10 protein-coding genes are annotated in these 13,972 nt (G+C 52.8%); 8 read left to right on the forward strand and 2 right to left on the reverse strand.

Annotation, left to right across the window (positions count from 1 at the left end; all coding sequences use genetic code 11):
- Nucleotides 1-41 precede the first annotated feature (41 nt).
- Nucleotides 42-1,784, reverse strand: coding sequence for an ABC transporter substrate-binding protein (locus M2418_RS12170; RefSeq protein ID WP_259146802.1), 1,743 nt, complete (start codon nucleotides 1,782-1,784; stop codon nucleotides 42-44).
- A gap of 150 nt (nucleotides 1,785-1,934) precedes the next feature.
- On the reverse strand, nucleotides 1,935-2,948 hold the full coding sequence (locus tag M2418_RS12175) for a LacI family DNA-binding transcriptional regulator (RefSeq protein WP_405049412.1): 1,014 nt from the start codon (nucleotides 2,946-2,948) through the stop codon (nucleotides 1,935-1,937).
- 164 nt (nucleotides 2,949-3,112) lie between these two features.
- On the opposite strand from M2418_RS12175, the gene M2418_RS12180 reads away from it, so the two are divergent.
- The 8 genes from M2418_RS12180 to M2418_RS12215 all read left to right on the forward strand — a co-directional run bounded on the left by M2418_RS12180 (nucleotide 3,113) and on the right by M2418_RS12215 (nucleotide 13,748).
- Entirely contained in the window at nucleotides 3,113-4,357 is a 1,245-nt protein-coding gene (locus M2418_RS12180) for a sugar ABC transporter substrate-binding protein (protein ID WP_259146805.1), read from the forward strand.
- Between the two features lie 173 nt (nucleotides 4,358-4,530).
- Nucleotides 4,531-5,460, forward strand: coding sequence for a carbohydrate ABC transporter permease (locus M2418_RS12185; RefSeq protein ID WP_405049424.1), 930 nt, complete (start codon nucleotides 4,531-4,533; stop codon nucleotides 5,458-5,460).
- Nucleotides 5,457-6,326 carry a carbohydrate ABC transporter permease gene (locus tag M2418_RS12190; protein WP_250985212.1) on the forward strand — a complete coding sequence of 290 codons (870 nt, stop codon included), beginning with the start codon at nucleotides 5,457-5,459 and terminating at the stop codon, nucleotides 6,324-6,326. The genes M2418_RS12185 and M2418_RS12190 overlap by 4 nt, the downstream gene beginning before the upstream one ends.
- A 31-nt stretch (nucleotides 6,327-6,357) precedes the next feature.
- Nucleotides 6,358-8,304 carry a glycoside hydrolase family 127 protein gene (locus M2418_RS12195; protein ID WP_259146807.1) on the forward strand — a complete coding sequence of 649 codons (1,947 nt, stop codon included), beginning with the start codon at nucleotides 6,358-6,360 and terminating at the stop codon, nucleotides 8,302-8,304.
- 9 nt (nucleotides 8,305-8,313) lie between these two features.
- Nucleotides 8,314-9,411: an ABC transporter ATP-binding protein gene (locus tag M2418_RS12200; RefSeq protein ID WP_259146808.1), complete on the forward strand. Its 1,098-nt coding sequence runs from the start codon at nucleotides 8,314-8,316 to the stop codon at nucleotides 9,409-9,411.
- A 226-nt stretch (nucleotides 9,412-9,637) separates the two neighbouring features.
- A complete protein-coding gene (locus tag M2418_RS12205) occupies nucleotides 9,638-10,162 on the forward strand; it encodes an RNA polymerase sigma factor (RefSeq protein WP_259146810.1) in 525 nt (174 codons plus the stop codon).
- On the forward strand, nucleotides 10,159-11,112 hold the full coding sequence (locus tag M2418_RS12210) for a FecR family protein (RefSeq protein WP_259146812.1): 954 nt from the start codon (nucleotides 10,159-10,161) through the stop codon (nucleotides 11,110-11,112). Before M2418_RS12205 ends, M2418_RS12210 begins: the two co-directional genes overlap by 4 nt.
- Nucleotides 11,113-11,279: 167 nt before the next feature.
- Nucleotides 11,280-13,748, forward strand: a complete 2,469-nt coding sequence (locus M2418_RS12215) for a TonB-dependent receptor (RefSeq protein ID WP_259147366.1) — start codon at nucleotides 11,280-11,282, stop codon at nucleotides 13,746-13,748.
- Nucleotides 13,749-13,972: the final 224 nt, after the last annotated feature.

Consider the following 13,972-nt stretch of genomic DNA (forward strand, 5'->3'; position numbering starts at 1 on the left):
CGAAAAAAGGCCACCTGCAACGTGCAGGCGGCCTTTTGTGATTAGCGATCCAGCCAGACGTTGGTCCAGTCACCCTGTGCACCAATGGCATAAGGCTGGAAGTTCTGCACAGCCTCACCATGGTAGAGAACGACCTGTTCGGAGATGAACGGAACGATTGGTGCGTCCTTCATGACCAGTTCGTCAACTTTGGCCCAAAGCTTGGCAGCTTCGTCCGGTGTTGTGGCGTTAATGGCCTGCTGGGCGAAGGAGTTCGCTTCCTCGTTATTATAGTCGGTGTAGTTATAGGTCTGGTGCGTGCCATTATAGGTGAACTGCGGCTGGAAGACCGAGCGTGCAGCACCACCAACCCAGTCAGGAGACCAGCCAACCGGCGCAATGTCCCAGTTTCCTTCCTTGGTGTTGAGCGGGTTGGTCATGAATTTGGAGTAATAGTCGGCAGGGGCAACCGGCGTCAGTTCAATCTCGATACCGGCTTTCTTCATGCTGGCCTGGATTGTCTGGGCGATAGCAGGCTCCGCATTCTGGTTGCGGTAAGGCATTTTCAACGTGATGCCATCAGGGAAACCGGCCTCAGCAAGCAGAGCCTTTGCTTTTTCAGGATCGCCCTTTGAACCTTCCGACGGGTAGAGGTCGAAGTCGTGATAACCGAGGACACCGGGGCCAAAAATACCATGCTGCGGCTTGGCAACGGTTGGGCCACCACGCTGCTGCACGGTTGCGGCCTTGTCGATGGCATATTGAAGCGCCTGGCGGACTCGCAGGTCTTTCAAAGCGCCTTTGTTGTTCTCGGAAACGGTGTTGATGAAGATGAAGGCGGTACGGCCAACCGACATGGTCATCAGCTTTTCATCGCTGGCAGTCGTCAGCATGTGCAACGTTGCAGGCGGAATAACTATGTCATAGGTCATGTCGCCATCACCCGCCTGCAACTGCTGGATGGCTGCATCAGGTTGAATGCCGAAGGTGATTTCCACTTCATCGACATAGGCTTTGCGAAGCGGGTCGGATTCTGCCTTCCAGGATGGGTTGCGTACGAGCTGAAGGCGGCTGTCCGGTACATATTCGCCAATGGTGTAGGGACCGCTGGAAATGAAGTTGGAGCGATAGTCGGGACCGTCAGGCATATAATCGAGAACTTCAACCGGTGCCGGAGCCGCTGTTGGCAGGGAAAGCATGTAGACGAAGTCACCGGCCTTTTCGGTCAGGTTGATGACGACAGTTTTCTCATCAGGGCTTTCGATGCCAGAGATGTCATTGCCTTCAATATAGGCCTTCATTGCTTCGGCGGTTGGTTCAACCTTGGCGAAGCCGTCGCAGAACTCGCGCATGCCCTTGATCAGGTCGACGTAATAGGTCAGCGCAGCCGAACCCAGTGATGGGTTGCACATGCGCTTCATGCCGCGCTCGAAGTCTTGCGAGGTGATTGCGCGTTCGCCTGATGGCGTGTTCCAGGTCACGCCATCGCGCAGGGTGAAAGTATAGGTCAGGCCGTCATTGGTCGGCTGGGGAACTTCTGTCGCAAGGTCGCCTTTCGGCTCAAGGCGGGCGTTCTCATCGGTCGATGCTTCGTAGCTGATCAACTGGCGGCTAACTGCGCGCAGGAAATTGTTGGTGGTCACCAAGGCGCCGGAGGTCGGGTCAAAGTGGTCGACATCAGCTGTTCCGAGAATTCGTAGCACGCCGCCGGCCTGTGGATCGGCTGCCAGTGTCAGCGTCGAGCAGGATGCGGCAAGCATAAAAGCAGCGAGACCCAATGCGTGTTTTTTTGTCCGAAAACTCATGTGTCCAATCCCTCTTTGAAGTTCCCTGATTGTTACGGCGTCTTAGATGAGGCCGCTGACGTCGCATTCTGGACAATCTCAACAGACTGTCAACTTATTTGTCGACAGATTGCCCACAAAAGAATTTGGGACAATTTTTCCAGTACCTTATCAGCAGGATTGGCGAGCAATCAGGCTGCAATGCAGCTTGCGCGTACCACCAACTGTCGTCTCTCCCTTTGAAAGGGCCAGCACGGCGAGCCCTGCCTGTCTGCCCAATTCCTTCAATTCCATGTCGATCGTTGTCAGCGCTGGCCGGGTCTGTTCAGCGACGATTTCCCAGTTGTCGAAGCCAACAACAGAGACGTCTTTCGGGATCTGGATGTTACGATCGCGGAGTGCATCAATCACACCGCGGGCGATCTGGTCGTTTCCGCAAAATATGCCATCCGGGGCAGGGGTTTCCCGTGACCAAAGGCGCTCGACGGCTTCGTGCCCCCAAGTCTCTGTCCATTCGCCAAACAAGGTGGGTGCGCTGTCGCCGCAAATCCGGTGATAGGCGCTGGATCGGGCGCGCGCTGCGCGAAAATCTTCAGGCCCGGTAATGTGAACGATGCGTTTGCGTCCCATTTCAATCAGGTGGTTGACGGCAAGCCTTGCGCCCTGTTCATCATCCGGGATGATCGTGACGCTGCCTGGTGGCCCCTCGGCGAAGACATAGACCACTGGAATAGGCAGGTTTGACAGGTCCATTGGTGGTCTACGGTCAAGTCGGGTCGCCGAGAAGATGATGCCATCGACCTGTTTGTCGAGCAAAGCCTCGACATGCAGTCTGGCAAGCTCCGGATTGTCATTGGTGGCGCAGAGAAAGACCGAAACACCGTTGTCGAACAGCGCCTCGGAGGCGCCTGCCATCATCGGAAGCGAGAATCGGCCGTAGGTATCGTTGGTCAGCAGGCCGATTGTCAGGCTTCGACGGCTTAACAGTCCGCGGGCAAGGGCGTTGGGCCGAAATCCTATTTCTGTAGCAATCCGTTTGACCCGTTCGCGGGTATCCGGATGCATCCGGCCGTTGTCGTTGAGAGCTTTTGAGGCTGTCGAAATACTGACGCCTGCCGCTTTCGCGACATCGTGAATTGTCTTGCGTCGCGATATTTGAGGTTTCAACCAATCACTCCCTGTCATCTTGAGAAAACCTTTTATCAAGCAATTTCAACGTTGGGAAAAGGTTTTCTCATATTTCTGACATTTTTCTGGCTACACACTGTCGACAACGAAAAAAATCTAGAATAGCGTTTCCCTCACGTCAACTGGACAAGGGTTTTGACGACAACCAAAAGGGGAATGCGATGCACAAGACCAAACTCATGCTCGCGGCACTTTCGCTTGCAGCATCCACGTCTATCGCAAGTGCGGAAGAGATTTCACTGTGGGTGCGTACGTCATCTGCAGCAGTACTTCAGGGGCTGGCAGATCAGTATAATGCAGCCCATGACGACAAGGTTATCGTAACACCAATCACGGCAGAACAAATGGTGCCAAAGCTGGGAGCTGCCATTGCCGGTGGTGCGCCACCGGATGGTGCTGTGCTTGACCTGATCTACCTGCCGACCTTTGCTGCCAATGAAAGCCTTGAGGACATCACTGACTTCGTGAAGGGGCTGCCTTACGCTGACGCTTTGAGCCCGTCACATATTCGTCTGGCGACCTATGAGGACAAGATTTACGGTGTGCCTGCACTGCCAGATGCCTCAATCATCGCTTACAACACCGAATTGTTTGAAAAGGCTGGCCTTGATCCGAAGAAAGCACCTGCCACCCTTGAGGAAGTCGCTGAGTCTGCTAAAAAAATCCACGCCCTTGGTAATGATACCTACGGGTTCTATTTTGTCGCAAACTCCGGTAGCTGGCTGATTTACGACTTCTTGCCGCATCTGTGGGCGGCAAATGCAGATATTCTCTCTGAAGATGGACGTGAAGCGACGGTCGATACACCGGCATTGCGTGACACCTTCGCCGCCTATCGCGACATGTGGAAGGCTGGGGCCATTCATCCGACATCCCGTTCGGGCAATGGCAACAACGCCGTTGAAGCTTTTGCGTCCGGTAAGGTCGGCGTTCTCATGACCGGCTCCTACATCGTCAATCTTTTGACCAGCAAATATCCCGATGTGAAATTTGATGTTGCGCCGATCCCTGGTCCAAAGGGTGGCGTTTCGAGCTTTGCTGGCGGCGACACTCTGGCCCTCATTAAGGGTGTCAGTGAGGAAAAGAAGAAAGTGGCACTGGATTTTGTCAACTTCTACATGCAGCCTGAGCAGCAGGTCTACATTACCAAGGAATCCGGCATGCCGCCGCGTACTGATGTGGCCGACCAGGCCTACGCCCAGTTCGACAAGCGTAACCTGATTGCCTATGACGTGCTGGCAAAAGCCAAGACGCCGTATACTTTCTCGTCGGATGAGCTGTTCGTCAGCCGCACTGGTCCATTCCTGAATCTTATTCAGAGTGCGATCTTCGGTGACGATGTCGATGGTTCGATCAAGAAGGCGCAGGACGAGTTTACCAAGATTCTTGAGCGCACCAATCCTTGACTTGAGAGCAGGGCCGGTGATGTCTGCCGGCCCATTCCCAATGAATTGAAAGTTTGTTTCGCCTCGTTTGTTGATGGCGAAATACCGACCGGACATTCTGGTTCAGGCAGCGCGATCTGGACCAGATGATCTGACGCAATCCATTCACGCTTAGAGAAGGACTTTGCACCGTGGTGTCCAAGTTCCCGACCAAAGAAGCGAGTTCCGAAAAAACCGGCGTTCATGAACGCGAGCCACACGGCTGGCTCGGGCTTGTTTTTCTGTTGCCCAGCATGGTGCTTATCATCGGGCTGTTTCTCATTCCGCTCATCATGACCGTGTGGATGAGCCTTTACCACTGGCCATTGCTTGGCCGTAAGAAGTTCATTGGCCTTGAAAACTATGTCGAGTTGATGGGCGATACGCAGCTATGGAACTCGCTTGGGTTCACATTGCTCTACACAGTATTTGTAACAGCTGCGATCCTGCTTGTTGCTTTCCCGCTGGCATTGCTGGTTGACCGGCCGTTGCGCAGCGCATCGTTTTTCCGCACGGTTTATTTCATGCCGGTGGTGACGGGTTTTGGTGCCGCGTCGACCTTGTGGATGTGGCTGCTTAATCCCGACAGTGGCGTATTTTCAAGACTTCTGTTGGGGCTTGGCCTTGTCGATAGTGCGCCGCGCCCGCTTGAAAATTTCTGGCCGGCTCTTGCGGTGATCATTTTGATGGTTGTGTGGAAGACTGCCGGTTTCACCATGGTCATTCTGCTGACCGGTCTGCAAAGCATATCGCCTGATGTCGTCGAGGCTGCCAAGATCGATGGTGCAAGTGTGTTCAGTCGGTTTCGCCGAATTACATTGCCGTTGATGCGCAATTCGCTGCTTCTGGCGCTCATTCTCAACATCACATCTTCGATGCTGGCCTTTGACCAGTTCTTCATCATCACGCAGGGCGGACCGGGCAACAGTACCATTTCGGCAGTGTTTTCCATCTACTTGGCATCGTTCTCGTCATATCGGCTTGGCTACGGTTCAGCTTTGTCTTTCGCGTTGCTCGTTGTTCTCGTCGCCATCAGTTCCATCCAGCTCAGCTTCATGCGTCAACGTCCGGAGGAAGGTCGATGAAGATTTTCTATTCGAATGGTCAGGACAAAACCGTGGCGGAACGGCTGGGCCACATCACCTTCATTCTGGTTTCGCTGCTGTTCGCCATCTTCTTCCTGATGCCGATCATCTGGTCTTTCGCCAATTCGTTTAAACCGGCGGCTGAGGCGCTGGCCAATCCGGTGGCGCTGTTTTCAAAAGCGTTCTCGCTGGAGAACTATCGTCGTCTCGAAGGCGTCGGGGCTGGCTGGTATGTCTATGCCAGCAATTCCGTCCTGATCGCGCTTGGCACAATTTTGTTGACGGTCCTGGTGGCTGTACCCGCCGGTTACGGGTTTTCGAAATTCCGCTTTCCCGGACAGTCGCTGATCTTTGTTATTGTCATGGCAACGATGATGATCCCGTTCCAGTCCATTCTGACGCCGCTGTTCCTGATCCTGAAGTTTTTAGGGCTGCAGAACAACCTGTTCGGATTGGTGCTGGTCTATACGACCTTCCAGCTGCCGTTTTCCATTTTCATGATGCGCAATGCCTTTGATGCGGTACCCGGCGCTTTGATCGAGGCGGCGCGTATTGATGGCGCGTCACAATGGACGCTGTTGCGTCGCATCCTGCTGCCCCTTGCGCTGCCGGGCGTGGCAACCGTTGCGATGTTTGCATTCCTCAATTCGTGGAACGAGTTTCTGGCGGCGCTGATTTTCCTGTCGGACCAGAACAAGTTCACGCTTCCCATCATGCTCGTCAATGTGTCCTCGGGCATTTACGGCATCATCGATTGGGGCGCGCTGCAAGCCGGTATTACCGTGACCATGGTGCCGTGCATCCTGCTTTTCCTCGCTTTGCAACGTTATTATGTGCGCGGCCTGACCGCTGGCGCCGTCAAGTAAATCCGCAGTGACCCTGCGATAAGGAGTTCTTATGTCTTCATCTCTCAAACAGACCGCCAGCCAGTCAGAGCGCCGTTTCAAGCGGTTGGTCCCGGTTGATCATTCCAGCGTTTCTTTTGACGGCGGTTTCTGGAAAAGCTGGTCAGACACGGTTCGCAATGTCACCATTCCCACGCAGCACAAGCGCCTTGAAGAAGAAGGTTTTCTTGAGGTGCTGGATTTCGACAAGCCTGCCGGCCCTCTTGCCCGTCCGATTCAGCCGAGCGGCCTTTCCATGCAGCATTTCTTCGATTCCGACTTCGGAAAATGGATAGAGGCTGCAAGCTACACATTGAAAAAGCACCCTAATCCGGATGTGGAGGCCAAGATCGATGCCATTGTCGATAAGCTGGAGCAGGGACAGATGGCCGATGGCTATCTCAACAGCTGGTTCATTCGCAGAGAACCTCAAAACCGCTGGACCAACCTGCGTGACCTGCATGAAATGTATTCCATGGGGCACTTGCTGGAAGGTGCCGTCGCTTATTTTGAAGCAACCGGCAAACGCAAGTTTCTAGACGTAATGATACGTGCAGTCGATCATATTGCCGATACTTTCGGTACAGAGCCGGGCAAGTTGCGCGGTTACGATGCCCATGAAGAAATCGAGCTCGCGCTGGTCAAGCTTTACCGCGTCACCAAGGATCCGCGCCACCTGAAACTCGCTACCTATTTTGTCGATGAGCGTGGCCAGATGCCGTCCTATTATGACGAAGAGGCGCGCAAGCGAGGCGATGATCCGGCAAAATATGTCTACCAGACCTATGCTTACAGCCAGGCGCATATGCCGGTGCGTGAACAGACCCAGGTGGTCGGTCACGCCGTGCGCGCCATGTATCTGTTTTCTGCCATGGCGGATCTTGCCTATGAAAATGACGACCAGAGCCTGAAAGATGCCTGTGATAGCCTCTTTGATAATCTGACGGGACGCCAGCTTTACGTTACCGGTGGTCTTGGGCCATCGGCCTCAAATGAAGGTTTTACCCGCGAATATGATCTTCCCAATGAAACGGCTTATGCTGAAACCTGCGCGGCTGTCGCGCTTGGTTTCTGGAGCCATCGCATGGCGCAGATCGATCTTGACAGCAAGTTCACCGATGCGCTGGAAACAGTGTTGTTTAATGGTGCGCTGTCAGGCATTTCGCGGGATGGCGAGCATTATTTCTATGAGAATGCACTGGAAAGCCATGGACAGCATCGCCGCTGGAAATGGCATTATTGCCCTTGCTGCCCGACCAATATCGCTCGATTTATCGCGTCGCTTGGTCAGTATTTTTATTCCGCCAACGAAGATACGCTGGCGGTCCATCTCTACGGTGAAAATAGCTCTGAACTGACAATCGGAGACAGTTTCCTGCGTTTGCGGCAGCAAACCGCCTATCCGTGGGATGGCGATATCAAACTGTCAATTGGCCTCTCTGCCACCAGCACATTTACACTGAAGTTGCGCCTTCCCGGCTGGTGCCGTTCGTCGAAGGTCAGCATTAACGGCGAGAGTGTCGACATCACTTCATCGATCGAGAAGGGCTATGTCTCGATTTCTCGTGCGTGGAAGGATGGCGACGAAATTCGCCTGTCCTTCGATATGCCGGTGGAGCGTCTTTATGCCAATCCTGCAGTGGGGGAAGATGCCGGTCGTGTTGCCCTGCGACGTGGTCCGGTTGTCTATTGTGTTGAGCAGGCCGATCTTGGCAGCGAGCCGCAGCAGCTTCGCCTAACGCCACAGGCCAGCATCACCTCGCGTTTCGATGCGGACTTCTTAGGCGGCGCAACGGTGCTTGAGGGAGATGCGCTGGAAGCAGACACATCGTCCTGGAAAGCAACGCTCTATCGCACCGCACCGGCCGAACTCAAAAACCGGTCTTTCAAGGCAATTCCATATCATCTCTGGGCCAATCGTGACGAAGGTGCGATGCAGGTCTGGCTGGCTGAGAAGTAGGAGCGGTCGATGGCAAGATTACAGCTTAAAAACGTCATCAAATCCTATGGAATCTACGAGGCTGTGCGTGGCATTGATCTCGAGATCGAGGATAAAGAATTCGTGGTTTTTGTCGGTCCGTCCGGGTGCGGAAAGTCTACGACGTTGCGAATGATCGCCGGTCTGGAGCATATTTCCGGCGGTGAGATCGTTATCGATGATCAGGTGGTCAACAAACTTGGCCCGGGCAAGCGCGATATCGCCATGGTGTTTCAGAACTATGCGCTTTATCCGCATATGACCGTGCGCGATAACATCTCCTTTTGCCTGGAGCAGCAGCGCCTGCCAAAGCCAGAAATTGAACAACGCATCAAACAGGCCGCGGAAACACTTCATATCAGTGATCTCCTGGATCGTCGCCCTGGCCAGCTTTCAGGTGGCCAGCGGCAACGTGTGGCGATGGGCCGCGCCATCGTGCGCAACCCCAAGGTCTTTCTGTTTGACGAGCCTTTGTCGAACCTTGATGCCAAATTGCGTGTGAAAATGCGCACTGAAATCAAGCGGCTGCACCAGCTTTTGCCGACCACGACTGTTTATGTGACGCACGATCAGATCGAAGCCATGACAATGGCTGACCGGGTGGTGGTGATGAACCAGGGATTGGTCGAACAGGCAGGTCCACCACAGGAGCTTTATCTCAATCCGGCCAGTAAATTTGTCGCCGGTTTTATCGGGTCGCCATCAATGAACTTTCTCGAGGCGAGATTGGAAGGTGGGACCGATGGATTGTTCGTGGTTCTCGAGGATGGCAAACGACTTGCTGTACCGTTGGAGAAAGCCGCGCATTACGTGTCTCATACCGGCAAGGCGGTGACATTTGGCATTCGCCCCGAGTCCATTTCGTCACGGCAGGAACGTCCAGGTTACGTACCGGTCGATGTCACGATTGATCTGGTCGAGCCCCTTGGTGCTTCTACCATGATCTACTTCAATGTTGGTGCGGCAGGTCTGTGCGCCAGCATCGAACCGCAGGATGGATTGCGGGCAGGGGTTGTTATGCCGCTCTCCCTCAACATGAACCAGATGCATCTCTTTGATACTGAGACAGGCCGTTCACTGGCACACTGAGGCAACAGCATCACTTGGAGTTCTAAGATCAAATTCAAAACCCCACGGTCGGGCGACCGTGGGGTTTTCTTTGTTTATCCCGATATTAGCGGGGAAAGTTGAAGGTGGTCCTTAGAAGATAATATGATTTTTATAGTCATGTTTATTGCCTTGCTGATCCCTATCCGTTAAACGCATGCGAACCGCATTGCCTCGCGGACTTCTTCAAGCCAACTAAGGCCAGATCATGTGGGATAAACCTGCCTCGCGCGTTACGCTCGATGATGCAATGGAAACCTATTATCAGGAATTGTGCCTTGTTGCGCGTCGTCATGGTCATGCACCACCGGTAGCGCATGAGATCGTTCATGATCTCTATCTCCGGCTCACTGGTAAACCAAAGTCACTGGAGGGACGTGCGTCTCTCAAGGCATTTTTGATGCGGGCCTGCATAAATCTTGGAATTGATCGCTTTCGCAGAGAACAACTTGAGCGCCGTTTGTTTAGCGGGACCGAACTTGAAGCCATGTCGGTTGCTGCGGAGTTGCCGGACGCAGAAGCGCTTGCAGACAGACAATACCGGCTTGGTCTGTTGCACAAAGCCATTCTGGATATGTCCGTCGAGCGCAGGAGAGTGTTTTTGGCCAGCTGCATCGCCAATCTCACATCCGATGAAATTGCACAACGCGCGGGAATTTCCCGCAACATGGTCGACCGCCATTTGAGGAAGGCTTATCTCCATTGCCTTGACGCGTTGGAGGACACGCTATGACGGCAGGTGAACCAACCATCGGTAAGTTGCGGGAACAGGCAATTGACTGGCTGCTGAAACTGCGTGATGCCCCCGATGATATAAAACTCAATGCCGATTTTGAAGCTTGGCTCACAAGTGACAAACGTCATGCAGAGGTCTACGAGCGTGTTCGATGTCTAATGGGAGATGCCTCCCGTCTGTTATCAAGCGACCCTGCCTTTATTCAAAATGCATCGATCCGCAAATCAGGCTCTTCCACGGCCCGGTCTGTTGCCCTGTCTCTCTGTCTTGCAATGATGACCGGGGCATTTTTTGCGCTTGATGTACCATTACGCTTAAGAGCTGACGCCATCTCCGGCACCGCTGAAAGGCAAACGCTCTATCTGCCTGATGGGTCGGGGTTGATATTGAATGCCGATACGGCGGTTTCTTTGAAATTCAGTTCGTCTGAGCGTCGGATTGTCGTGTTGAAGGGCGAAGTTTTTGCGACAGTTGCGGCCGACAAGACGAGACCTTTTGTTGTTGAGGCAAATGGCGGAACAACGACCGCACTCGGAACGGCTTTCGACGTCGAAATGTTGAAAAATGGCACCAATGTTACCGTGCTTGAGCACAGTGTGCGGGTGGACGTGGGAGATGCCAATCGGTCCATCCGCATCAAGGAGAACCAGAAGGTTGCATATGACGCGGAGGGGTCAATTGGTTCGATAGAAACGGTTGATCCACTTTCAATCGCGGCTTGGCGACAGGGCAGACTGGTGTTTGAAAACCGCCAGCTTTCCTCCGTTGTTGCTGAACTGGAACGTTATCTTCCTGGCCGCATCGTCATCGCAGGAGCAAATATTGGTGAGCGGCGCATTAGCGGAAGTTTTGATCTCGCTGACCCGCAAGCGGTTCTACGTGATCTGACTGTTGCGTTCGATGTTGGTGTAATGCGAGTGGGGCCGTATCTAACGATACTTCATTAGTATGAAACAAATTCAATGGCTTGAATGCAATGGGGGAACGATTTTCAGGCAGGTGCTAAATTTTTGTTAAAAAAATCTCTCCGGGCTGTCCCAAATCCGAAAGCTCATTCGTATCCGGGACAAGTGCAGATGATCCTGCATAATGGAGAGCTAGAAATATGACATATATGAGCCGGTCCGGTCTTCTTCTTTCATTGCTGTTTAGCAGTGTCGCATTCACGAGCCCAATCTCGCAGGCCTATGCCCAGCAAGTTGATATGGTTCGCGTCGATCTGCCGGCTGGTAATATGGCAAGTGCGTTGAACCGACTGGCGTCGCAATCCGGTTTGCAGATGATCTTTGATGCCTCTGTCGCCAGTGGGCTCAAAAACCGGCCAGTGTCTGGAAAAATGTCGCCCCGCAACGCGCTCGACAGATTGCTGTCTGGAACTGGCATTCAATATTATTTCATTGGCGAGACCACGGTTAAGCTGCAGATTCCAGGCACGGCCACCTCCGCGGCGGATAGCGACGCGACCAATCTGCAGACAATCACCGTCATGAACAATGCGCCTTTCACCAACCCCGGCCTTAACACGGCTGAACTGGATGCAAAGGCTATCGAGCGCGCGCAATCTTCGTCAGTGCGAGATCTCCTTTCGAAGATACCCGGTGTCAGTGGTACCGGTGGCGTAAGATTGGAAGGCCAGACGGTAGCGATGCGTGGATTTACCCGTCAGTCTGACGTGCGTATTCTGTTAGACGGTGCTCCAAAAAACTTCGAACGATACGATCAGGGCACTGTTTTCATTGATCCTGAACTGCTGAAGCGGGTGGAAGTGCAAAAGGGCGCGACCTCTGTACGATATGGCAACGGCGGCTTTGGTGGCACTGTCTCCATGGAGAGCAAGACAGCCAAGGATATGCTGCGCCAGGGTGAGAGCTGGGGTTTCTGGGGGAAGACCGGATATGAAACAGCCAACAATCAATTTATCGAAACAGGCACGCTCTACGGCATGTCAGACTTTGGTGGTCCGATAACCTATGATGGCCTTGTTTCAGCCACCTGGCGCAAATCAGAGAATATGCGTGTTGGCGGAGGCGAGGTGTACGATGCCTCAAATGGCGAGTTGGCAACATTTACAGCAAATGCTGGTGGCGAATATGATGGCCATGAACTGCGTGGATCCGTGATTTACGGCTCCTCTGCCAATTGGGGACCACCAGCGGCCATCCGCGGTCAGTTGTCATTGTCAGATTATTCTATCAAAACATATGGTTATGAACAAGCCAGGCTTCGGCTTTTGTCTTGGCGTGAAATGGACGATTTTACCTCAACGCTGAAATACAGCTACACCGGTGACAGCGACCTTGTGAATATTAAATCTCTGCTGGCTTATTCGCAGGTATCCCAACACGGAACACGTCCCGCAATTCCAGGATTTAACCCGACGGGGTCACTGGGCGGTAACGAGAACGACACCCAATATACGGATATCAAGTTTGAAGTAGAGAACACCTCGAATTTCGAATTGGGTGGCCTGTCTCATATGGCCAATTACGGCATCCAGTATCATTACGGTGATCGTGATGTTTGGATGTTTGAAAAAGGAAAAAGCACCAGCGCAGACTATAATTACGGTTATTACGCGCCTTGGATTTTGCCTGAAGGCACGCAGAAGACGATTTCTGCCTTTTTCCGCGATGAGATCAAAATTACCGACACTTTCAAGCTAACGCCTGGCCTGCGTTATGATCATGTGCGCTCTGAAGGTGTGCCGAACCTGGCGCCACGTTATAATAATCCAGCTGCCGGTCATGATTATTCGGCCATATCGCATGACGGTTTCACGCCCGCCCTGAGCATAGAGTGGGATGTTACACCGGAGACCAAACTTTACGCCAACTGGGCTTACGCAATGCGTACGCCGAATATTGATGAAATCTATTCGACGCAAAGCGTGGATACAAAGGCGTCGAAGACATCCCGCGATCTCGATGTCGAGCGCAACAATAACGTCAATATCGGGATCAACCAGATGTTTGACGACTTGTTGAGTGACGGTGACAATCTGACTGTTGGTCTGGAAGGCTACTACAACCGCGTCAGTAACCCGGTTAACCGCCGCACGGGTACAAAGAACCTGGCCGGTTTAGCTTATGCCTCGGTTCCATTCTATTGGAATACGCCCGCCTTCAAGATCTGGGGTGTTGAAGCTTCCGCACACTACGAGAATGATATTCTGTTTGCGGATCTCGGTGTGTCCTGGATGAACGGCCGTCGCAATGGCTCACTTAGTGATGTAAATGGCTCAGATACTTACGCGAAAGACCTCTTTCCGCTGACAGCCGATGCGCAGTTTGGCTTTAAACTTGTAGATTACGATCTTTCATTTGGTTGGAACGGCAAGTTCGTAGACAATCAGAACCATACATCAGCTAAAATAGAACCCTTGTATGCACGTCCTGAAAGTGCCGGTAATGCAGTGCATGGATTATTCCTTGATTGGTCGCCGAAGGAGGGCCTTATGAAGGGTGGTGAAGTGCATGTAGCGTTGGATAACATCTTCGATAAAAGATACGAACCGTACCTGTCTGACGGTATTACGGCCATGCCGGGTCGCAATTTCAAGATTTCCATCATCAGAAAATTCTAGTCACAAGTCTCATCGTTGATCATTCCAAAGCGCGGCAGCTCCTGCCGCGCTTTCCTGTTTAAAGGGCTGTTGAATAAAACGTTCTGTTCGGTTAATGGAAAGGTGATTAATAAAATCAACTTTTTAGCTGTTGGTCTGTGGTGTTGAGAGGCACAAAGAATTGCCATTGGTAATTCATTGTTGATCGTTTCTGAACTACATCCCACTGCCTCCGAATGAACGGC

It is taken from the genome of Rhizobium sp. BIGb0125 (assembly GCF_024810055.1).
GTDB lineage: Bacteria > Pseudomonadota > Alphaproteobacteria > Rhizobiales > Rhizobiaceae > Agrobacterium.